The sequence below is a fragment of the Salinibacterium sp. SWN167 genome (assembly GCF_015864665.1).
GTDB lineage: Bacteria > Actinomycetota > Actinomycetes > Actinomycetales > Microbacteriaceae > Rhodoglobus.
Genome location: NZ_JADYWU010000001.1, coordinates 981,488 through 1,003,248, shown reverse-complemented (window position 1 = coordinate 1,003,248; position 21,761 = coordinate 981,488). Strand labels below are relative to the sequence as shown.

Below are 21,761 nucleotides of genomic sequence, written 5' to 3'. Positions count from 1 at the left end.
TCACTCCTTCTCGGCGGATTTCAGGACCTGGGCGAGCGACATCGGAGCACGCCCCGTGATCTTCTCGACAGCATCGCTCAATCCTGAGAGGGCCCCGGAGGCGATGGCGGTGTAGGTGGACACCCACGATTCAACTTCCCACTCGGGCGCGCCGAAGCTCGCGCGAGAGGCATACGCCTCCTCGATCGTCTCGTCGTGGTACGTAATGGTCTTACCGAGGTGGGCGCTCATAATGTCGGCAATCTCGGTCAGCGAAAGCGCAGCCGGACCGGTCATGTCGTAGTGCACGTTGACGTGATCGGCGGGGTTCTGCAGCACGGTGGCAATCACTCGGGCGATGTCTTCGCGGGCTACAGCGGAGATGCGTCCGTCGCCACCGGGGCCACGAATGACTCCGTCGTCGCCCACGAGGAACTTCATGAAGTCGAGGTAGAAGTTGTCGCGAATGAAGGTGTAGTTGAGACCAGCATCGATGATGTACTGCTCGGTGACACCGTGATCCCGGCCCAGCGTGAAGGTGGATTCGGGGCTCGGGTCAATGAACGACGTGTAGACGATGTGGCGAACGCCCGCATCGCGAACCGCGTCGATGAAGGTGCGGTGCTGATCGAGTCGCTCGTCACCTTCGGGCGCCGACACCATAAAGACGGTCTCGACTCCCTCAAGCGCGGCGATGGTCGCCTCCCGGTCGGTGTAGCTGAAGGGCGAGACTGCGGCGGCAGGCAACGACGGTGCCTTGGAGGGAGTGCGTACGAGAAGTCGCTGGGCGGTTCCGGCATCCGCAATGTTGCGGGCAACCATTGAACCCAGGTTTCCGGTGGAGCCAGTGACGGCGATGGTAGGCAGAGAAGTCATGAGGATGTCCTTTCGAGACGGTCAACGGGAGGGTGGGCCTGGTCATAGGTTTCACGCGCGGCGAGGACGCCATGCATGTGCCCCTTGACCCACTCTTCGAGAGCTTTCACGGGGGCTATCAGGGAGCGCCCCGCGTCAGTGAGTTCGTACTCAACGCGCGGTGGCATTTCGGGATACGCGGTGCGCGTGACGAGTCCGTCACGCTCGAGGCCCCGCAAGGTTTGCGCCAGCATCTTCTGCGAGATGCCGTCAACGCGCTCAGCGACCCTCGAATGACGCAGGGGCCCCTCAGCGAGCGCACCAACCACAAGGACAGTCCAGCGACCACCGACCTGGTCGAGCATCTTGCGCGAGGGGCACTGCTGATTGAAGGGGTCAAACTCTGGCTTGGCCATACTTTTCACCGCATCCACTTCTTTTACTCCACAACAGGGCTTAACTCTCTAAAAGAGAGTAACTCTCCGATGGAGAGAAAAGCAAGCAAAATTTTTCCCCACCGCCACCCGACACGGAAAAGATGCGGGGCAGCGATGGGGAATCTCTAACGGCTGCGAGGCTACGTCGGGTCGACCATCACCTTGAGAGCGGTACGCTCATCCATCGCGGTGTAGCCGTCGGGGGTCTGCTCGAGCTTCACTGTTTGATCGAAGACGAGGCCAGGGTTCACGGTCCCGTCGAGTACTCCGGGCAGCAGTTGTTCGATGTAGGCGCGCGCGGGGGCTACACCGCCGATGAGGCCGACGTTCTTGCCGAAGAGGCTCCCGCGTCCGACCGGGGCGTTCTCGTACTGGGGAACGCCGACACGACTGATGACTCCCCCGGCACGAACGACGCCGAGCGCCTGTTCGTAAGCAGGCATGAAACCAACGGCTTCGAGAACCGCGTGGCTTCCCGTACCGCCAGTAAGTTCGCGAACTTTTTCAATGCCTTCCTCGCCTCGCTCGGCGACGACATCCGTGGCTCCGAAGTGGATGCCGAGGTCGGTACGCGCCTTGTGACGGCCCATCAGAATGATGCGCTCGGCGCCCATCTGCTTGGCCGAGAGCACCGCGAGGAGGCCAACAGCGCCATCGCCGATGACGGTAACGGTCTGGCCAGGAGCGACACGAGCTTTGTAGGCGGCGTGCCACCCGGTGGCGTAGACGTCAGAGAGCGTGAGGAGGCCGGCGTACTGCGACTCGTCGACGGTGCCGGGAACCTTCACGAGGGTGCCGTCGGCGTAGGGCACGCGCACGGCTTCGGCCTGGCCACCCGTGATGCCGCCGTTTCCCCAGTAGCCGCCGTGGATGCACGAGGTCTGGAGGCCTTCGAGGCAGAACTCGCAGGTTCCGTCGGAGTAGGCGAAGGGAGCGATGACGAAGTCGCCGACCGTGAGCGTGGCAACGTCTTTGCCGAGCTCTTCGACCACGCCGATGAATTCGTGGCCGATGGGGCGAGCATCCGCATCCGCTGGCATCGAATGGAAAGGGTGCAAATCGCTGCCACACACGCACGCGCGGGTGATGCGAACGACCGCGTCAGTGCTCTCGATGAGCTGAGGGCCAGGGGCAGTGATGACGCGGACATCGCCGGCGCCGTAAATATAAGTAGCTCGCATGGGTCTATTCAACGCCTGATTCGCGCCCAGCAACGAATCAGCGTTTGTTCAGCGAGCCGGAGTACCACCGCGGTCGCTACGCGGCAAAGACACCCTGTAGACAGATATATCTAATTCGATATAATTGCGCTGGAGGTTCTTATGACCGCATCGACTCTGCTCCGCTCGTCCCGCCGTGCAAGCGGTGTCACGCAGGGCGCGCTCGCTGCACGCTCACACATCAGCCAGCCCAACGTTTCCTCAATCGAGAGCGGCAAGCGGATCCCCACTGTTGAAACCTTGGAACGTTTGCTCCGCCAGACGGGACACCGCCTCATTGCCGTCTCTGCTTCTGGCGTAGACGCAACTGAAACGGCCGAACGCATCGCCACAGCGACATCCCGCGACTCAGCACTTCGCGCATTCCTTGACTTCTCCGACAGTCTCGCGCGCGCAACCGACATCGACCGCATTCTTCTCACCGCAAGCGAGCCCCCCACCACCGCAGACCGCTTCTGGGATGCCGCACTAGCCGCGCTAGTCGATCACCGACTAAGCGTGGCCTCATCCCCCAAACCGGCGTGGATCAATTCACCATTACGCACCCTCGCATCCCCGCTGTCATCGCACTTGGGCGACTACGATCTCGCGCCGGATATCGCAAACGTTCCCGAAGAGTTTCTGCGGAGAAATGTGTTGCTTGAGCGCGCGACGCTGGAGAGTGTCTAAGGATGCAGCTAGAACGCGACGATCTCATCGAAGGTCTGCGCGACCTCGTTCGTGCGGTTCAGGAGCGGCAGCTATCGCACTTTTCCATTCGAATCGTTGGCGGAGCAGCGCTTAGACTCGCTCACTTCGACCGAGATACTACCGCCGACATCGACGCACGCATCCACCCCATAGAGCCGTTGTTGCCGATCGTCGCTGAGATCGCAACCGCACGAGGATGGCCGCACGACTGGCTCAACAACAGCGCTGCGATCTTCATCCCGAACCTTGGCCATGAAATCCACTGGGAACCGGTGTTCGACGACGACAGCATTTCGGTCGCCATCGCCCCGGTGGATGCACTCCTCGCAATGAAGCTCGCAGCGGCGCGGCCCGGCCGAGATCCCGACGATATCGCAAAGCTGCTCTCCCTCAACGGCATAGGGACCGTTGCGGCCGCTGAGGAGCTTTACGAGAACTTTTACCCCGGTGATGCGCTCCCCGACCGCACAATTGCGCTACTCGACCGGATTTTCAGTGTCGGTCTACCGCCCGCTCCTCCACGGCCGGAGAAGCCCCGCCTCAACTGAGCCCAAGATCACGACCGGTTCACATATGGTCACCCCTCTGAAAGGCAGTAATCACATCGCCAGTTTCGCCGACAAACCCATCCTCGACGTCACCATCGCCGAGTGGACCACCTACCTCGAGAACGAGCCCTCGCCCGACGGCGTGCGCCTCAAGCTCCGAAAAAAGCTGTCGAAGGCACCGGGCATCACCTGGAGCGAAGCGCTCGACGTTGCTCTGTGCTTCGGATGGATCGACGGCCAGATGGCACGCCTCGACGACGACTACACGCTGCAAGCGTTCACCCCGCGCCGCAAGAACAGCCCGTGGTCTCAAGTAAATCGCGACCATGTTGCTCGCCTCATCGAGGAGGGCCAGATGCGGCCCGGCGGCCTCGCCGAAGTTAAACGAGCTAAAGCCGACGGCCGTTGGGATGCGGCCTACAGCCAGAAGAATATGACGACTCCCCCAGACTTGCAGGCCGCCCTCGACGCAAACCCGGCCTCGGCAGAGTTTCACGCCAGCCTGACCAAGAGCGTGCGCTTTCAGATCTATGCGCGCCTCACCGGCATCAAGACTCCGGCGGTGCGCGCAGCCCGCATCCGGGACGTCGTGGAGAAGGGTGCGAACGGCGAACATCACTACGCGCAGCCGACGCCCGCGGCCAAACGGCCCTAGCTGCCCTCACTGCCGAGCAAGCGGAACTCCGCTGGAGCTAGCCGGGCAGTTGCGCAATACGCCGATCGAGGTGCTGCTGCTCGGCGGCATTCGTGGCCAGTTCGCGCGCTTTGGCGAAGGCTTTCGCCGCGGCATCCGCATCGCCCACACGCAACAACAACTCGGCGTGAGTGGCCCAATACAGGTGATAGTTCTCAAGGCCGGTGATCTCGGCGAGCAAGCGCAGACCCGCGTCAGGGCCGTCGGCCATCGACACCGCGACGGCACGATTGAGTGCCACTACGGGCGATCCGCTCGTCATCGCCAGCAGCACGGCGTAGGCGGATGCGATGGCCGGCCAGTCAGTGTCAGCGGCGGTGCGCGCGGTGGCATGGTGGCGCGCGATGACTGCTTGGGTTTGAAACGGCCCCGGCTGCAGGCCTGCGAGCGCACTACGCAGGAGCCCGTTCGCTTGCTCGATGAGCTCGCCATCCCAGCGAGTACGATCCTGGTGCTCGAGAAGAACAAGTTCGTCGCCGCGAAAGCGAGTGTCGTGGCGGGCTCGAGCGTAGAGCTCCAGTGCCAATAGGCCCTCCACTTCGGGATTGCCGGGGAGCAGTTCGCGCGCGATGATCGTGAGACGAATCGCCTCTTCCACGAGGTCGATGCGGGTGCCTGCCGCACTCCCCCGCGAGAGATAGCCCTCGTTGAAAATGAGGTACACCACGGTGAGCAGGGCATCGACTCTCGACGTGAGGTCTTCGGGGATGCCGAGCGGGATGCCCGCGTCGCGGATCTTGCGCTTCGCCCGCACGATCCGTTGCGCAAGGGTCTGCTCGGGCAGCAAGAATGCCGCGGCAATCTCCGCCGTCGTAAGGCCGCCGACAAGTCGGAGGGTCAGCGCCACTTGGGTGTCTCGACTCAGTGCCGGGTGACAACAGAGCAGCAGCAACCGCAGGTGTTCGTCGCCCGAATAGTGAGCGTCGTCAATCAATTCGGGCACCTCCTCGCCGTTACCATCGGGGCCATAGCCACCACTGTTGTGCTCGGCGACAGACAGAAGATCAGGGGCTGAGCGCGAGAGACGTCGCGCGGCGGCAGCGTCGCGCCGCACACGGTCGACCGCGCGATTACGCGCCACCGTGTAGAGCCAGGCTGCGGGCCTGTCAGGCACTACGGCCCAGTTCAGAGCCTCGACAAGCGCGTCCTGCACTGCCTCATCAGCAACATCGAGCCCGAAGCGGTGCGTGAGAAGAGCGAGCACGTGCCCACTCTCCTCACGCGCTAGGCGGGTGACCGCCTCTGAGTTATCAGGCACGCTACGAGGGCACCACCGGGCGAACCTCGAGCGAGCCAGCCGGAATCGGAACCTCGGCAGCAAGCGCAAGCGCCTCATTCAGATCTTTGGCTTCCACAATGTAGTAGCCGCCAAAGTGTTCTTTGGTTTCAGCGAAAGGACCGTCGATGATCGTGTCGCCGGCACCGTAAGCGCGACGAATCGTGGTCGCCGTCTCGACGCCCAGCAACTGATCTGCGGCGACATAGTGGCCGCCATCGATGAGCTTCTGGTTGTAGGCCATCCACGGCGCCATCATCTCGTCGAAGCCGGGCTCTCCCGGGTTCGGTCCGTCCATGGGCTCTGAGTGAATCAGGATCATGTACTGCATGGTTTTTCCCTAACCGATCTGTGACGTGTGGCCGAAGAGGCCAATAACAACGGACATGACGATGAGAACTGCGAGCTGATGACCCATATCGATCGCAAACAGCGTCGGGGACTTCTTCTCAAAAAGATACTCGACGGCGTTACGCGACGCGGTAAAACCGAGCCAACCAATGGATGCCACCGCCAGCGTCACGGTCAGAAACGAGCCACCAAGCTGGTCGTGCGCGATCGCTGCCGCAAGCGCCAGCACTGTTGCCGTTATAGCCGTGGCCACAAGCGCCAACAGATAAGCCCACCCGGGAGTCTTCGCCGCCAGCTCTATCCCGGCTCGCGCCGCCCACGGCTTACCGAGCAGCGCCGGTGAAAACCAGGCCCACCCGACGAGCATCCCCGCGACGGTGGCGATTGCGATCGCCAGCAGATTCAGCATCATCTTGTCCTTTCGGGGCCGGAATTTCCTGCCCTTCACTGACATGACGCAGGGCACGTGCCTAATCGACACGTGCCCTGAAAAAACTTTCAAAGAATTCTTTAGATACCGACCGGCTTCGGCTGGCTGGGGTGCGGCTCGTCTTTGAACGAGGCCTGCGCCTTCCACATTTTGACCTTCATATCTGCTTCGACCTCGGCGTATTCAGCCGTTCCGTAAACGTTGTTGAGCTCGTCGGGGTCGGTTTCGAGGTCGTACATTTCCCACTCGGAAGGGTAAGAGAATGGCCCGGTTCCTGGCACACCCAATCCGTCGTTGTAGAAGAAGATCAGCTTGTAGCGGTCGGTGCGGTAGCCGTAGTGGGCGGGCGCGCGATGGAAGACATCGTCGTTCTCCCAGTAGCGGTAGTACATGCCCTCGGCGGGTTCGACATCCGGAGTTTCAATGAGGTCGGGCCAGAGGCTACGACCCTGCATGCGCGGGTGGTGCTCTACGCCGGCGGCGTCGAGAATCGTCTGCGCAAGGTCAACATTGGTCACGATGCCCTCGTACGACTTGCCCGCCGCCAGCTGAGCTGGATAGCTGAGCACGAACGGCATCCGCAGCGATTCTTCGTACATGAAGCGCTTGTCGAACCAACCGTGGTCACCCAAGAAGAAGCCTTGATCCGAGCTGTACATGAGCAGGGTGTCGTCGAAGTCGCCGCGCGCTTTGAGCCAGTCGGTCACCCGCCCAACGTTGTCGTCGACCGAAGCGACGCACGCAAGGTAGTCCTCCATGAAGCGCTGGTACTTCCACAGGGCGAGCTCGTCGTAGCTGAGCCCCTCGGGTGGTGTCTGCTTGAGGTCGGCTTCATTGAGGTTCTCGGCAATGCGCATCGCGGCCCGACGAGCGGATGACGTGCGCGTTTCGTAGTCGTCGGTGAAGGTGGCAGGCACCGGGATCGGGTCGGAGTACATTCCGGCGTGCTTCTCGTCAGGCTCCCACGGGCGGTGCGGTGCCTTGTGGTAAATCAGAACGCACCAGGGGTCGTCGCCCTCGAGCTCGTCGACCCATTTGAGCGAGAGGTCGGTAATCACGTCGGTGGCGTAGCCGGGAACGGTGCGCAGCCCATCCGGGTTCAAGAATTTCGGGTCGAAGTATTCGCCCTGCTCAATGAGCACATCCCAGTAGTCGAAGTTCTGGGGGTCAGCTTCTCCGCCATCGCCCATATGCCACTTGCCGACTATGGCTGTGCGGTAGCCCGCGTCTTTCAGCTGAGAGACGAAGGTCGGCTGGCTCGCATCGATCGGAGTCACGAGCGTGCTGACACCGTTGATGTGGCTATATGTCCCCGTGAGAATGGATGCCCGGCTCGGCGAACACAGCGAGTTGGTTGCGAAACAGTTGTCGAGCTTCCATCCCAACTGCGCGATCTCGTCGATGCGGGGTGTCTGGTTCACGACCGACCCATACGCACCAATGGCGTGCGAAGCGTGATCATCGGTGAGGATCATCACGATGTTGGGGCGGCGCGTGGCTTTCTCAGTCATTAGTGTTCTTTCGTCGTTCAGCGTGCTGCGTTAGATCGCGGACATGTCGATCGGAACCCAAGTTCCGACCTCCATGGAGCGATAGGCGGCATCAATGATTGCGTTGTCGATGTAGCCATCAACAAAGGTTTGGCGCGGCTCGACGCCGGTGCGATAGCACTCCACAAAGTGGGTGAGTTCTGCGTGGTAGCCGTACACCCAGGGCTCGTCGGGCACGGGGGTGATCCAGCCGGTGGCTGCTCCGGCTTTTTCGACGACATAGTCGGCGGGGTTTCCCGCGAAGGCACGGATGCCCGTCTCGCCGGTTTCATCGGTGCCGATCCAGCCGGCGGTGCCGTGAATCTCGTTGCGCACATCCAGTCCGGCGATGTGGCCCCAGCTCACCTCGACCTGAGCCATACGGTCATCCTCAAAGCGAATGAGCGCCACAGCGGTGTCTTCGGTGTCGACGTCGTCGCGCGAGAGCCGTGCACCCCACGCAAAGACTTCCTTGGGAGCGGTGTCGTAGCCGATGAACCAGCGCCCGATGGCTACACAGTGGCAGCCGAGAGCGCGCAGTGGTCCGCCGCCCGATCGCGAAACATCGCGAGCGTGCTTGTGGGGATGCCCGTGAGATTCCCGCGCTCGAACCGAGGTCACTCGGCCAACGGCGCCAGCATCCACGAGTTCCTTCGCTTTCACGAGGCCCGGAGCGAACACTTCGGTTTCGGCGTAGGCATGCCAGACGCCGGCTTCGCGAACGAGGCGCAGGCATTCGGCGGCTTCTGCTGAATTACGGCCGAGCGGCTTGGTGCAAATGATGCCCTTGCCTGCCGCCGCCGCAGCGGCAACGACCGCAACGTGTTGGTCTTGAGGGAGCGCGACGATGACGACGTCGACATCGTCGCGCTCCACGAGTTCAGCGACAGTGGAGACAACAACCGGAATGCCAAAGCGTTCCGCGAATGCTGACCCCGACTCCGCCGAGCGTGCCGCAACAACTGTTACGTCATGCCCGCGGATGCTGCCGAGTGCTCGAAGGTAGAAGTCGGCTACGAAGCCGGCGCCCACGATCCCTAAGCGGACCGGAGCACCGGTCCCTAGCCGACCGGTCACTTGAGGTTGTCTTTGGCTGCGGCGAAGAGGTCGACGTTGATGAAGTCCTCTGGTGCTGCAGCTTCGTCCGCCGTCAGGCGACCGACGTCAAGGAACAGCTGCGTAAAGGAACCGAAACGCTCGTACGTTGATCCGTCGGCGTTGTCAGCCAAGATCTGGTCAGACGTCCACCATTCGAGGCCGTCGGCCTGGCTCTGAAGCTGTTCAGCGGGAGCACCCGAGAGAGCAGCAGACAGAGCGACAGTGTCTTCGGTGTCCGAAATGCGGTAGTCGTTCGCTTCGATGAATACCTCGAGGAAGCGGGTAAGCGCTTCACTCTTGTCGGCAATCGCATCGTTCGAGGCAACCCAGGCTCCGAGGAACTCGGTTTCGGGGAAGTCGACGTTGTTAGCAATGACCTGAGCGTCAGGAACCGACTCGAAGATCTGGTCGCTCAAGGGCGAGAAGATTGCTGCGACATCGATCTGGCCAGCAACGAATGCCGAAACGACGCTCGGCGGGTCCAGCGGGATGCGCTCGATGTCAGCTTCGGTGAGGCCAGCTTCTTCGAGGGCAAGCGCGAGAATCATTTCGCCCGATCCGCCATCCGGAACACCAATTTTGAGTCCCTTGAGGTCAGCCATCTCGGTTGCACCCGACTCGGGCGAAGCGATGAGGAAGTCACCAAAGGTGCTCTCGTTGGGCGTGATAACGGTGCCCTGGCCTGAGGCGGGCATCCACATGGCGCCGCCACCGATGTAACCAACGTCAAGCGATCCACTGGCCATGGCCTGAATCTGGGTTGGACCATTGGTGAAGGGAACGAGGTTGACGTCGAGTCCAGCCTTGGTCCAGAGGTCCTGGTCATTAGCGACGGCAATAATGCCGACACCGTTGATGCTGGTGTCGATGTAGCCGACGTTGATGGCGACGAGTTCTTCGCCGCTCTCGTTGCTACCGGCATCTGTCGTGCAACCGGTCAATGCGAGAGCAAATGTTGCGGCGACTGCTGCCGCGCCGAGCATTTTCTTCTTCATGGGGCGTCCTTGCCTGTGATTGGAGATGATTGGTGGAGTCATTCGTGGTGGTGCACTCCGCGCCAGACTCTGGCGCGGATCTCGGCAAACTCGGGAGAGAGCCGAATCTCCTCCCCGCGGGGATACGCGAGGGGAACGTCGATAATTTCGCTGATGCGACCGGGGCGGGGGCTCATAACAACCACGCGGCTGGCGAGGTACACGGCCTCGTCAACGTCGTGGGTGATGAACACGACGGTGCGCTTTTCTTTTTCCCAGGTCTCGAGCAGGTCGTCTTGCATCTGTACCCGGGTGAGGGCGTCGAGGGCACCAAATGGCTCATCCATGAGCAGTACTGATGGATGCACGGCATAGGCCCGTGCGATTGCCGCACGCTGCTTCATGCCGCCCGAAAGCTCCTTGGGCAGCGCGTTGGCAAAGTCTTGGAGACCGACGAGGCTCAAGTAGTGCATGGCGCGTTCGGCCCGCTCCTTCTTGGGTACCTTCTGCAGGCGAAGCCCGAACTCAACGTTTTCTTGAGCGGTAAGCCACGGGAACAGTGCGTACTGCTGGAAGATCACGCCGCGGTCGGGGCCGGGGCCCTTGACGGGTTCGTCGTTCACGAGCACTTGACCCGAGGTCGGCATGAGCAAGCCGCCGACGAGGTTGAGCATCGTGGACTTGCCGCAGCCACTTGGCCCGACGAGAGTGATGAACTCACCCTGCTCGACATCCAGGCTGACATTGTCGAGGCTGACTGTGCGGCCACGCTCCGTGTTGTAGATCTTGGTGACGTTTTTGATGGAGATGAGAGGCATTAGCGAGTCTCCTGCCAGCGAGTAAGTCGCCGTTCGGCGAGAAGAAGCAAACGGTCCATGATGAAGCCGAGCGCACCGATCATGATGATGCCGACGACGATGCGGTCGGTTTGCAAGAATTGGGCGGCTTGCTGCATCATCCGTCCAAGACCCGTCGGGGCTGCGATCAGCTCCGAGGCCACGAGGGTCGCCCACGAGGCACCGAGCGCGACGCGCATTCCGACGAAAATGAACGGGGTGGATGCCGGAATGACAACGCGGGTGAAGATCGTGAAGTCTTTGGCACCGAGCACTCTCGCCGCGTTGATGAGGGTGATGTCCACGTTACGCACGCCCTGGAAGGTCGCGAGCACGCAGGAGAGGAAGGCCGCGAGGAAGATCACGAAGATCTTGGCGGTCTCACCGATTCCGAGGATCACGATGACCAGCGGGATGAGCGCGAGCGGCGGGATGGTGCGGAAGAACTGAATCCACGGCTCGAGCAATCCACGCGCGAGCCAGTACCAGCCCATGAGGAAGCCGGCCGGAATGGCCAAAGCCACTCCGAGCAGGAAGCCAGTCGTAACTCGGCTGAGGCTCGTTACGGTGTGGCCCCAGAGGGTTCCATTGGCGATGAGTTCAGCAAAGCTGGCAACAACGTCAATCGGCGTCGGGATGAGTGCGTTGCGCGAGAGTACCGCGCTCAGCGTCCAAATCCCGATCCCGAGGAAGAACGTGATGACGTACAGCCCTTTGAGAGAACGCTCGCCCTTTTCGGTGTCCTCTGCGACGGCTGTCGGTGTTGCCATGGTCAGGGCCTCTGGTTCGGCCTTTCGAGCTGTCATGTCACGTTCCTGTTCGACGTCATTGTCCGGTCCTCTTGGTGTGATGGAGAAGTTGTGGTCTAGATGTAGAAATAGCGTTCAAGCGCGGCGGTTCCGCCTCCGAGCACTCCCGCGTACATGCCGAGCGACGATGGCTCGATACGAACGAGGGGGCGGATGAGCGGAAACACTTGCTGGCGGGTTTGTTCGGTAAGGCGCTCGAAGAAAGCCTCGGGCACCTCGGCGAGCGCGCCACCCAGCAGAATCACGTCGGGGTTGAGCAGGTTGACGATGGCCGATGTTGCGGTAGCCAACTGGGTGATGATCGAGTCGATGGATGCTCGCGCGGTCTCGTTCGTGTCCGCTGCGGCGTACAGCGCGGTGAGTGCTCCCCCGCCGTTGCTCGAGAGCCCGGCTTCGGCGAGCTGGCGCTGCAAGGCACCTTCGCTCACGATGGTTTCGAGGCATCCGTTGCCGCCGCAGACGCAGTCGATGCCGTTGTCGATAACGTGCAGATGACCGAGTTCAATGGCCCCACGCACGCCGCCAGCGAAGGGCTGCCCCTCAACGACAAGGCCGGCGCCGAGGCCCGTACGCAAGTAGATGAATGCAACGCTGCCGAGGTCTTTGGCGACACCGAAGCGGGCTTCGGCGAGCGCCATTGAGCGAACGTTGTGCTCGACGGTGACGGGGAGTCCGGTGAGCGGTTCGAGGATGTCGGCGACGGGAACATCTCGCCAGTCGAGGTTGATGGGGAGCAGGATGCTTCGGCCCGCGACATCCACGGGACCAGGAACGGCCACGCCAACTCCGATGACCATCGACTGGTCATATTCCGATGCCGCTATAAGTTCACTAATCGCGGTCGCGGCCTCCACCATGACCTCCGTGGCTGGGGTCTCAATGTCATAGCTGAGCGAGCTGGATGCCACGGTGCCACCCAGCAGGTCGATAAGACCGAGCTGAACGAAGCCAACACCCACTTGAACGCCGACGACGACGAACGCGTCGCGGACGATCGAAATCTCGGTGGCAGGCCGACCGAGTTTGGTGGGTGAGATCGAGTTGCCCTCGACGATCACGCCTTCGTCAACGAGTTGGCTGACGGCACGGGTGATGGTGGTGGGGCTGAGGTGAGCGCGGCGGGCGAGTTCAATTCGGGGCAACGGACCGCTGTCACGCAGCATGGTCAAGACCTGCGCACGCACAGAGGTCGCTTCATCGAATCGGCTTACGGCTTCATTGCTCACTTAGAGAAAATAACTCTGTCGAGGGAAGAAAGTCAAGCCTTGAGGTAACGAAAGCGCATCACCCTCACGACCCTAGAGCCCTGTGTCTACCCTGTGCCGGTGCGCCAGAACCCCTGCAACTACGGGCCTTAACGCACAAACGGGGACCCGCGCCAGGCGCGGATCCCCGAAAGTTTTGCTACAAATTATGCACCGGGGGTGAGGACACCATCGATGAGGTAAACGGTTGCGTTTGCGGTGTGTACGCCACCACAGATGACGTTGGCGCCGTTGACGGTGATGTTGTCGCCGCTACCAGCAACGGTGATGGTCTCGCCGTTGACAGTGGTGAGCTCGCCAGCAATGTCATCCGGAAGGATCTGGCCGGGAACAACGTGGTACGTGAGGATGCTCGTGAGCAGGTCAGCGTTTTCGGTCTGCATGAGCGCCTCTACGGTCTCAGCAGGAAGTGCTGCGAAAGCGTCATCAACCGGAGCGAAGACGGTGAATTCTGAACCGTTGAGAGTGTCAACCAGGTCAACGTCTGCGTTCAGTCCACCCGAAACGGCTGCGGTGAGCGTGGTGAGCAGCGGGTTGTTCGATGCTGCTACTGCTACGGGGTCCTGCGCCATTCCGACGATCGAGCCGCTTCCGTCCGGAACGGTCTCGGCGTAGGCGGCACAGCCGGCGCCGACGAGGTCTGTCGTGTAGTCCATCTCCATCGATGACATGCTCTCCTCAGGAGCGGGTGCTGCAGTGTCTTCTGCTGCTCCAGTGGAACAACCGGCGAGACCGACCATTGCTACAGCAGCGAACGTGAGGGCGGCGAAGGTGTTGCGCTTAATGGATCGCATGTGAATCTCCTTGGTGAAAGTTGGTGGCCCCCGAATGGACCCGGTTTGCCGACTCGCTGCCGGCTTACACAGGACTATTCGGGGCACCCCCGAAAAGGGTTTGGAACTTTTTCAAAGTTTTTCCCAACCGCTTTCGCGCATAGGGAGGTAAGGATTGTTCGCACGTAAGCTCAGAACGACTCCAGCAATCCGAAAGCAGTGCGATATGACCCGACGTTCCGCCAAGAAGAGTCGGCGTAGAGCAACGCCCGCCTCTGTTCTGGTAACTCTCGGCGGAGTCCTCATGAGTTGGATGCTGGGGGCCGTCGCCGTGCGGCTCGGGCTCGACTGGTCAGATACCTTCCCCTACTCCCCTGCCTCGGAGTGGCGCTACCTCGGCGTTGCTGTCCTCGCGCTTGCTATTGCGATCGGCGGAAGCATTGCGACGTGGCGCTTCGCTCGCCGCTTTCGCTGGCATCCGCATGCCGATCCCGAGCAGCACCCCTAGAGGCGACGCAACCTCAGACCAACCAATTCGGGCAACGGTTCCGAACTGAGTGCAGCCGTCCGGGCTTCCGGGCGTCACACAGTTCTGTGGAGGAACCTCATGCTCAGTCTCGCCCTTATCGGCTTCCTAGGAGGCATCATCACGGGTATATCCCCGTGTATCTTGCCGGTCCTTCCGGTCATCTTCTTATCCGGTGGCGCCATGAGTGCCCGCGGCGAAGGGGAAACCAAGAAGCGTCGCTTTGCCCGCCGAACAATGCCCCTGGCATCCGACGCTGCGGCCATCAGCGACGCCGCTACAGCAACAGCCGAGAAGAATGCCGCCCCCAAGGTTTCGCCGTGGCGCCCCTACTTCGTGATCGCCGGCCTCGTTGTCGCGTTCAGCGTGTTCACGCTCATCGGTTCGCTCATCTTGGCACTGCTCAACCTCCCCCAGGACTTCCTGCGCTGGGCCGGCATTGTCGTTCTCGTTCTGATCGGCCTCGGCCTCATCATCCCCGCTTTCCAGCACCTTCTGGAGAAGCCCTTCTCGTGGATTCCGCAGAAGAACGTCGGAACAGACAAGGGCGGCTTCGTGCTCGGCCTGGCTCTCGGTGCCGTCTACGTGCCGTGTGCTGGACCAGTTCTGGCCGCCATCACGGTTGCCGGCTCGACCGGACGCATCGGGCCCGAGACCATCGTGCTTACGATCACCTTCGCGGTGGGTGCAGCCCTCCCGCTGCTCATCTTCGCTCTCGCCGGCCGTCGTGTTGCCGAGCGCGTCAAGACGTTCCGCAAGCACCAGCAGAAGATTCGCGTCACCGGCGGCGTACTCATGATCGCTCTCGCGATCGGTCTCGTTTTCAACCTTCCTCAGGCACTTCAGCGCCTCGTTCCCGACTACACGAGCGCTTTGCAAGACCAGTTCAGCAACTCTGAGCAGATTGCAGAACAGCTCAACCTCGGTGGTCTCGTCAACGAGCAGAACAAGGATCTCGACCAGTGCACCAACGGTGGCACCGAGCTTGAGAGTTGCGGTATCGCTCCTGACATTCAGGGCATTCAAGAGTGGTTCAACACCGAGAACAACGAAGAAATCACTCTGGATGAGCTGCGCGGCGAAGTCGTTTTGATCGACTTCTGGGCATACTCCTGCATCAACTGCCAGCGTGCGGTTCCGCACATCAACAGCTGGTACGACGCCTACAAGGATCTCGGCCTGAACGTCATTGGCGTCCACTCCCCCGAGTACGCGTTTGAGAAGGTTCCGGCCAACGTCAAGGCTGGCGCTGAGAACTACGCGATCGAATACCCGGTCGCTCTCGATAACAATCTCAGCACCTGGACCAACTACCGCAACCGTTTCTGGCCGGCGCACTACCTGATCGACGCTGAGGGCGTTGTTCGTCACATCAAGTTCGGTGAAGGTAGCTACCAGACCACCGAGAAGCTGATTCGTGAACTACTCGTGGATGCCAACCCCGACGTTCAGTTGCCGCCAGCAACCGAGGTCAGCGATGACACTCCCGAAGCGGGAACCACTACTCCCGAGACGTACCTCAGTCTGGGCAAGGTAGTGAACTACGGCGGCGACGAGAAATACTCGTCAGGCACGAACACCTACAGCTTCCCCTCGAAGCTCGCCGACAACAGCTTCGCCCTCAAGGGCGACTGGGAGCTCACGTTCCAGAACGCGACTCCCCGCAATGGCGAGGGCTCGATCAAGCTGAACTACACCGCGAGTGAAGTTCGTATGGTGCTCGGTGGCGAAGGCACGATCACGGTGAAGCGCGATGGCAAGACGGAGACCATCAACGTTTCCGGAACGCCGAACTCCTACTCGATCATCCCTAAGGGAGACACGATCGAGACCGGCACGCTGGAGGTGACGGTGAGCGAGGGCGTCGAGGCGTACTCGTACACGTTCGGCTAACCCGAACTCCTCTGCACAACGACACAGGCCCCCGATCCAGATGGATCGGGGGCCTGTGTCGTTGACTAGCGCGACCTACGGAGCAGGCGTGGGAGTCGGTGTCGGTGTTGAACTTTCGATGAAGTCATCACCAGCAGCCTGAGTAACGAAGGCCTGGAAGCTGACGAGGTCGTCCACTGCGCCCTCGTACTTGATTCCGTTGACGAGAACGGTCGGGGTTCCCGTGACCGCTCCGACGTCAGAGTTGGGGATGGGGTCCGAAAGAGCACGCGCTGTGGAGTTGCTTACCCAGGACTTGAAGCTCTCATCGTTGATGCACTCAGCGATGACCTCCGTGTTTTCTACCCCGGCGATGTCCAAGAGCTCAACGAGGTCGACATCGCTGAGCCCTGAGGTGTTTTCTTCAGGCTGGATTCCGTCTGAGAGAAGCAGCGAGTGGTACGCATAGAAGTCGTTCGGCGAGGTGTCTGCGACGCAGGCAACGGCGTTGACCGCACGCGAGGAATATTCCGAGCCGAGCGAGAGCCGGTCGAGGATGGTGATGGGGTGCACTTCGAGAGTTGCTGCACCGTTGGCGACGAGACTCTCAATATACGCACCGTTGGTCTGCTCAAAAGCACCACAAATGGGGCACAGGTAGTCAACATAGATCTGGATGTCAAGAACGCCTGACTCTTCATCGTGGACGCTCGGGATCGGATCAGCATCCGCTTCGAGCGCAGCCGTCGGCGTAGCGATGAAACCCTGACTGAGTTGAACACCATCGCTAGCGAAGTTCTGCGGGCCCGGGCCTGCAGGCTGGTTCGAATTCACGAGCACGAGAGCAATGACCGCGACGATGGCGACGAGCGCGAGGCCAACGCTGCCTTGAAGAATCCACTTGGTGCGGCGATCTTTCTTCTTCTGCTCGTCACGCTGAACGCGAGCTTTTTCACGCGCCGCTTCGCGACGCTCATTCTTGCTGAGTCGGCCATCGCCGGAGTTGCCGTTGCTCAATCGAACCTCATCTGCCGTGTAAATCGCTGTGGAAGGCGCCCAAAAATTACGACGCACCCGTCGATTTTAGAAGGAATCGCTGGGAATTGCCCAACCGAACCCTAAGTTGGCGACCATTTCGGGGTGGACCACTCTGTCATTCACCCCCCAAAAGAGTGCAATAATGACCCAACGCGGTTTCGACCGCTGTCCATCACTCGGATCGTCCGGCACGTACCTGCCGGTGAAGGAGAAATAAAAGAACAATGGCGTCTGTAACTTTTGACAATGCAACACGTCTCTACCCGGGATCAACGATCCCCGCTGTAGACAAGCTGAATCTTCACGTAGAAGACGGCGAATTCCTCGTACTTGTCGGCCCTTCGGGTTGCGGTAAGTCCACCAGCCTTCGCATGCTCGCCGGCCTTGAAGAGGTCAACGATGGCAGCATCCTCATTGGTGACCGCGACGTCACCGATGTTCCGCCGAAAGACCGCGACATCGCCATGGTCTTCCAGAACTACGCTCTCTACCCGCACATGACGGTTGCCGAGAACATGGGCTTCGCGCTCAAGATCGCCGGCGTCAACAAAGAAGAGCGTGCAGCTCGCGTACTCGAAGCAGCGAAGCTTCTTGACCTCGAGCCTTACTTGAGCCGCAAGCCCAAGGCACTCTCGGGTGGTCAGCGTCAGCGTGTTGCCATGGGTCGCGCTATCGTTCGCCAGCCCCAGGTCTTCCTCATGGATGAGCCGCTGTCGAACTTGGACGCCAAGCTTCGCGTTCAGACTCGTACGCAGATCGCTAGCCTGCAGCGTCGCCTTGGAGTCACCACTGTCTACGTGACTCACGACCAGACCGAAGCGCTCACCATGGGTGACCGCATCGCTGTGCTCAAGGATGGAATCCTGCAGCAGGTTGGAACTCCTCGCGACCTGTACGAAGCACCGCAGAACATCTTCGTTGCTGGCTTCATCGGCAGCCCCGCTATGAACCTCTTCAGCGTTGACATCGTCGACGGTGGCTTGCAGTTCGGCGACGCCGTTGTTGCGGTTGACGCTGAGACGCTCGGTGAAACCGACGCTAAGACGGTCACCATCGGCATCCGTCCCGAAGACGTCATCGTTTCGACGTCGGGCAACGGCCTTCCCGTTGATGTTGACCTGGTTGAAGAACTCGGTGCTGACGGTTACCTCTACGGTCACGCAGAGATCAAGGGCGAGCGTGTTGACATCGTTGCTCGCGTTGATGGCCGGTCGCACCCGAACGCTGGCGAGAAGGTCTTCTTGACCCCTGAGCCTCACCACGTGCACGTGTTCGACACCGAGTCGGGCCTGCGCCTCACCAAGAAGCCTGTAGTCGCAAGCTAACTTCCGCTTTACGATCGAGCCCGTCGACGTCGAACCCAGTTCGGATGTTTGGCGGGCTCGTTCTATTTTCAAGGACACGTGAATGACTGGTTCTGTCAACATCACCGCCGCCACCGTCGATCCGGCCCTGCTAGATCTGCCGTGGGAGTTGCCGCTCGAGCTGTGGCCCGATGATTCCATCGCGATCCTGCCGAAGGGTATTTCGCGACACCTCGTGCGCTTTGCCAATCTCAGCGGCTACGTCGTGGCGATCAAAGAGACCTCAAGCGAGCTCGCTAAGCGTGAGTACGAGATGCTGCGCACCCTGCAGAAGCTCGACGTTCCCTGTGTCGACCCGCTCGCGATCATCACGAACCGCACGGCGGCCGATGGCGAAGAACTGAAGTCGGTTCTTGTGACCCGACACTTGCGCTTCTCCCTCCCCTACCGCGCTGTGTATTCCCAAAGCTTGCGCCCCGAGACCGCTCGGCGACTCGTCGATGCTCTGGCGGTGTTGCTCGTTCGCCTGCACATCGTCGGCTTTTTCTGGGGCGATGTTTCGCTCTCCAACACTCTTTTTCGTCGTGACGCTGGCGCGTTCGCGGCCTACCTCGTGGATGCCGAAACCGGGCAGCTGTATGACCGGCTATCGAATGGTCAACGCGAGAACGACCTCGAAATCGGTCGCGTCAACATTGCGGGCGAACTGCTCGACCTGCAGGCCGGCGGACGACTCGAACAAGACATTGACCCCGTTGAGATCAGCAACGGCATCGTTGCCCAGTACCGCACGCTGTGGCAAGAGCTCACCGGTTCGGAGCGTTTCGACCAGTCCGAACGCTGGCGCATCAACCAGCGCGTTGAGCGCCTCAATGCTCTCGGCTTCGACATCGAAGAACTCGCCATCAAGACCGAAGATTCGGGCACCCGGGTGCGCATTCAGCCGAAGGTCGTGGATGCCGGACACCACTCACGTCGCCTGCTGCGGTTAACCGGTCTCGATGCTCAAGAAAACCAAGCTCGCCGCCTGCTCAACGACATGGACTCATACCGCGCCGCGTTCGACAAGCAAGACATGGACGAAGAGATGCTTGCCCACGAGTGGGCCGCGCGCGTCTTCGAACCCGTGATTCGCGCGATCCCGAAAGAGATGCGCGGCAAGCTCGAACCGGCTGAGGCTTTCCACCAGCTGCTCGATCACCGTCGCCAACTCGCGCAGGATTCCGGCCACGACATCCCGCTGGCAGAAGCTGTGGGCAGTTATGTCGAGAATGTGTTGCAGTTCCGTCGCGACGAAGCCACCATGATCAACCCGCCAACGGGCGCGTTCACGATGCCGATCACGATTCAGGGCGAATTAGCCGCCGCGGATGACGGTGGCGACGACGAAGAGGACTGGCGCCTCAAGGTCTAACCAGGCGTCGTTTCGCTACGACAAGAGTTGTTCGAGGCCCCGCCCGGTCACGTGTTCGAAGACCAGATTGGTTTCGGAATGCGCGACAGCCGGATGACTGGCCAAGTACGTGAGCACAAAGTCTCTCAGTTCTGCCGCGCTGTGAGCCGCGACGTGAAGCAAGTAGTCGTCGCCGCCGCCGGTGTGGAAGAAGGCCAGCACGCCAGGCCAGTTCGGGGCAGCACTGCGGAAAGCATCCACGTCTTCGCGCACGTGTTTGACGAGTTTGATGGAGATGAGGGCCTGCACGCTCATGCCGAGTTTGGCGACATCGATGTCAGCGTGGAAACCTCGAAGATAACCTTCGTCGTGCAGGCGACGAAGGCGCTGAGAGACAGTGGATTCGGCAACTCCGGCTGCGGCTGACAGGGCCGACCCCGACATCCGCGCGTTGCTGGCTAGGCTCGCCAAAATGGTTTGATCGATTGAGTCGATGGGCAGACTATTATTCTCTCGCACGGTGGCCTCCTGAGTCGCAGCTTATGCGAAAAACGTCACATTTCGTGAAGATTCTGCAGGAGAGTTGATTAGCGTCGAAGTTTCTGCTGTTATCAAGTCATGCTGCCTCACGACATCCATCTCGAAACCCTTGCTGTTCACGCGGGAATGGAGGGCGTGCAAGAATCTGGTCAGCACGTTCCCTCGATCGACCTCTCCACCACCAATCCGCTGCCGAGCGTCGAAGTGGGTGGCGACTCCTACGAGAACCTCGCCACGGGAAACCCCATCATCGATGGCCACTCCGCGGTCTACCAACGACTCTGGCAGCCAGGTGTCGCTCGATTCGAAGACAGCCTCGCCGCCCTCGAAGGAGCGGAAGCCGCCGTCGCGTATGCCAGCGGCATGGCAGCGCTCTCCGCGGTGCTGATTTCCATCGCTTCGGCCGGCCGCCCGCACGTCGTGGGCGTTCGCCCGCTTTACGGTGGAACCGACCACGTTCTCGACAACGGACTGCTCGGCACGACGGTGACCTGGGCGGATGCCGACTCGATCGTCAGCGCCATTCAGCCCAACACGGGCCTCATCATCATTGAGTCCCCCGCGAACCCCACCCTCGAACTCGTCGACATCAAGAAGGTCGTCGAGGCCGCCGGTGCCGTGCCCGTTCTCGTGGACAACACCTTCGCGACTCCCGTTCTTCAACGCCCCATCGAATTCGGCGCCGCGATGGTGCTGCACAGTGCCACCAAGTACTTGGGTGGCCACGGGGATGTCATGGGCGGGGTTATCGCCACGAGCGAAGAGCACGCCAAGGCCCTGCGCAACGTCCGCGCTCTCACTGGTGGCGTTCTGCACCCCTTTGCGGCCTACCTGCTTCACCGTGGACTTCGCACGCTTCCCCTGCGCGTACGCGCCCAGCAGGAGACCGCGGGCGAGCTTGCTCGTCGCCTCGACGGTCATCCCGCGCTCGCTCGCGTGCTCTACCCCGGTCTTCCCGGCCAGGACCCGGCTGGACTCATCGGAACCCAATCGGCCGGCGCCGGTTCGCTCATCGCTCTCGACCTTGCCGGCGGCTATGACGCCGCGGCGAAGTTCACCGAGTCGGTAAAGCTCATCACCCACGCGGTATCGCTCGGCGGCATCGACACCCTCGTGCAGCATCCGGCATCGCTCACGCACCGCCCGGTTGCTTCCGAAGCGAAGCCGGGAGCGGGAATTGTGCGTGTCTCGGTCGGGCTCGAGCACGTCGATGACCTCATGAACGACATCACGGCTGCGCTTGACGCGGTCAGCGCAAGCTAGCCGCACTTTCCTTAAACGCAGAGAGCCGCTGTCCCCTCGGGGGCAGCGGCTCTCTGCGTTG

The 21,761-nt window shown here is 61.1% G+C and carries 23 protein-coding genes; 8 read left to right on the top strand and 15 right to left on the bottom strand.

The window, feature by feature from the left end:
* From I6E60_RS04790 to I6E60_RS04780, 3 genes are all read right to left on the bottom strand, one after another.
* Positions 1 to 855 (bottom strand): SDR family oxidoreductase, encoded by an 855-nt coding sequence (locus I6E60_RS04790; protein ID WP_197179089.1) that lies wholly within the window; start codon positions 853 to 855, stop codon positions 1 to 3.
* Complete coding sequence (locus I6E60_RS04785; RefSeq protein WP_307841780.1) at positions 852 to 1,268, bottom strand: helix-turn-helix domain-containing protein; 417 nt, start codon at positions 1,266 to 1,268, stop codon at positions 852 to 854. Before I6E60_RS04785 ends, I6E60_RS04790 begins: the two co-directional genes overlap by 4 nt.
* Positions 1,269 to 1,411: 143 nt before the next feature.
* Positions 1,412 to 2,452, bottom strand: coding sequence for an alcohol dehydrogenase catalytic domain-containing protein (locus I6E60_RS04780; protein ID WP_197179087.1), 1,041 nt, complete (start codon positions 2,450 to 2,452; stop codon positions 1,412 to 1,414).
* Positions 2,453 to 2,593: 141 nt separating this feature from the next.
* Here I6E60_RS04780 and I6E60_RS04775 point away from each other — a divergent pair, with 141 nt between their 5' ends.
* The 3 genes from I6E60_RS04775 to I6E60_RS04765 are packed head-to-tail and all read left to right on the top strand — an operon-like array spanning position 2,594 to position 4,384.
* The gene (locus I6E60_RS04775; protein ID WP_197179086.1) at positions 2,594 to 3,160 is read left to right on the top strand and encodes a helix-turn-helix domain-containing protein; all 567 of its coding nucleotides are present in this window, start codon (positions 2,594 to 2,596) and stop codon (positions 3,158 to 3,160) included.
* A 2-nt stretch (positions 3,161 to 3,162) separates the two neighbouring features.
* On the top strand, positions 3,163 to 3,729 hold the full coding sequence (locus tag I6E60_RS04770; RefSeq protein ID WP_197179085.1) for a hypothetical protein: 567 nt from the start codon (positions 3,163 to 3,165) through the stop codon (positions 3,727 to 3,729).
* Positions 3,730 to 3,754: 25 nt separating this feature from the next.
* On the top strand, positions 3,755 to 4,384 hold the full coding sequence (locus tag I6E60_RS04765; RefSeq protein ID WP_231601128.1) for a YdeI family protein: 630 nt from the start codon (positions 3,755 to 3,757) through the stop codon (positions 4,382 to 4,384).
* 37 nt (positions 4,385 to 4,421) lie between these two features.
* On the opposite strand, the gene I6E60_RS04760 is transcribed toward I6E60_RS04765, so the two are convergent.
* The 10 genes from I6E60_RS04760 to I6E60_RS04715 all read right to left on the bottom strand — a co-directional run bounded on the left by I6E60_RS04760 (position 4,422) and on the right by I6E60_RS04715 (position 13,785).
* Positions 4,422 to 5,681 (bottom strand): RNA polymerase sigma factor, encoded by a 1,260-nt coding sequence (locus tag I6E60_RS04760; RefSeq protein WP_197179084.1) that lies wholly within the window; start codon positions 5,679 to 5,681, stop codon positions 4,422 to 4,424.
* Between the two features lies 1 nt (position 5,682).
* Entirely contained in the window at positions 5,683 to 6,021 is a 339-nt protein-coding gene (locus I6E60_RS04755) for a YciI family protein (RefSeq protein ID WP_231601126.1), read from the bottom strand.
* 18 nt (positions 6,022 to 6,039) lie between these two features.
* Positions 6,040 to 6,462, bottom strand: coding sequence for a DUF1761 domain-containing protein (locus tag I6E60_RS04750; protein WP_197179082.1), 423 nt, complete (start codon positions 6,460 to 6,462; stop codon positions 6,040 to 6,042).
* Between the two features lie 98 nt (positions 6,463 to 6,560).
* A complete protein-coding gene (locus I6E60_RS04745; RefSeq protein WP_197179080.1) occupies positions 6,561 to 7,991 on the bottom strand; it encodes a sulfatase in 1,431 nt (476 codons plus the stop codon).
* 30 nt (positions 7,992 to 8,021) lie between these two features.
* The gene (locus tag I6E60_RS04740) at positions 8,022 to 9,041 is read right to left on the bottom strand and encodes a Gfo/Idh/MocA family protein (RefSeq protein ID WP_197179078.1); all 1,020 of its coding nucleotides are present in this window, start codon (positions 9,039 to 9,041) and stop codon (positions 8,022 to 8,024) included.
* 41 nt (positions 9,042 to 9,082) lie between these two features.
* The gene (locus tag I6E60_RS04735; protein ID WP_197123402.1) at positions 9,083 to 10,102 is read right to left on the bottom strand and encodes an ABC transporter substrate-binding protein; all 1,020 of its coding nucleotides are present in this window, start codon (positions 10,100 to 10,102) and stop codon (positions 9,083 to 9,085) included.
* A 38-nt stretch (positions 10,103 to 10,140) separates the two neighbouring features.
* Positions 10,141 to 10,899: an ABC transporter ATP-binding protein gene (locus tag I6E60_RS04730; RefSeq protein WP_197123400.1), complete on the bottom strand. Its 759-nt coding sequence runs from the start codon at positions 10,897 to 10,899 to the stop codon at positions 10,141 to 10,143.
* The gene (locus tag I6E60_RS04725; protein ID WP_231601125.1) at positions 10,899 to 11,723 is read right to left on the bottom strand and encodes an ABC transporter permease; all 825 of its coding nucleotides are present in this window, start codon (positions 11,721 to 11,723) and stop codon (positions 10,899 to 10,901) included. Before I6E60_RS04725 ends, I6E60_RS04730 begins: the two co-directional genes overlap by 1 nt.
* 59 nt (positions 11,724 to 11,782) lie before the next feature.
* The gene (locus I6E60_RS04720) at positions 11,783 to 12,952 is read right to left on the bottom strand and encodes an ROK family transcriptional regulator (protein ID WP_197123398.1); all 1,170 of its coding nucleotides are present in this window, start codon (positions 12,950 to 12,952) and stop codon (positions 11,783 to 11,785) included.
* 185 nt (positions 12,953 to 13,137) lie between these two features.
* Entirely contained in the window at positions 13,138 to 13,785 is a 648-nt protein-coding gene (locus tag I6E60_RS04715) for a fasciclin domain-containing protein (protein WP_197123396.1), read from the bottom strand.
* Between the two features lie 205 nt (positions 13,786 to 13,990).
* Between I6E60_RS04715 and I6E60_RS04710 the strand changes: the two genes are divergently transcribed.
* Complete coding sequence (locus I6E60_RS04710; RefSeq protein WP_197179077.1) at positions 13,991 to 14,272, top strand: hypothetical protein; 282 nt, start codon at positions 13,991 to 13,993, stop codon at positions 14,270 to 14,272.
* A gap of 99 nt (positions 14,273 to 14,371) precedes the next feature.
* A complete protein-coding gene (locus I6E60_RS04705) occupies positions 14,372 to 16,183 on the top strand; it encodes a cytochrome c biogenesis protein DipZ (protein ID WP_197179076.1) in 1,812 nt (603 codons plus the stop codon).
* Positions 16,184 to 16,258: 75 nt separating this feature from the next.
* Here I6E60_RS04705 and I6E60_RS04700 read toward each other — a convergent pair whose 3' ends face one another.
* The gene (locus tag I6E60_RS04700) at positions 16,259 to 17,236 is read right to left on the bottom strand and encodes a thioredoxin domain-containing protein (RefSeq protein WP_197179075.1); all 978 of its coding nucleotides are present in this window, start codon (positions 17,234 to 17,236) and stop codon (positions 16,259 to 16,261) included.
* 188 nt (positions 17,237 to 17,424) lie between these two features.
* On the opposite strand from I6E60_RS04700, the gene I6E60_RS04695 reads away from it, so the two are divergent.
* Both I6E60_RS04695 and I6E60_RS04690 read left to right on the top strand, forming a co-directional pair.
* Positions 17,425 to 18,525: an ABC transporter ATP-binding protein gene (locus tag I6E60_RS04695; protein WP_197123388.1), complete on the top strand. Its 1,101-nt coding sequence runs from the start codon at positions 17,425 to 17,427 to the stop codon at positions 18,523 to 18,525.
* An 82-nt stretch (positions 18,526 to 18,607) separates the two neighbouring features.
* On the top strand, positions 18,608 to 19,918 hold the full coding sequence (locus I6E60_RS04690) for a DUF4032 domain-containing protein (protein WP_197123386.1): 1,311 nt from the start codon (positions 18,608 to 18,610) through the stop codon (positions 19,916 to 19,918).
* A gap of 15 nt (positions 19,919 to 19,933) precedes the next feature.
* Here I6E60_RS04690 and I6E60_RS04685 read toward each other — a convergent pair whose 3' ends face one another.
* Positions 19,934 to 20,416 (bottom strand): Lrp/AsnC family transcriptional regulator, encoded by a 483-nt coding sequence (locus tag I6E60_RS04685; protein ID WP_197123384.1) that lies wholly within the window; start codon positions 20,414 to 20,416, stop codon positions 19,934 to 19,936.
* A gap of 99 nt (positions 20,417 to 20,515) precedes the next feature.
* Between I6E60_RS04685 and I6E60_RS04680 the strand changes: the two genes are divergently transcribed.
* Positions 20,516 to 21,700: a PLP-dependent aspartate aminotransferase family protein gene (locus I6E60_RS04680; protein WP_197179074.1), complete on the top strand. Its 1,185-nt coding sequence runs from the start codon at positions 20,516 to 20,518 to the stop codon at positions 21,698 to 21,700.
* The last annotated feature ends 61 nt before the right edge of the window (positions 21,701 to 21,761 follow it).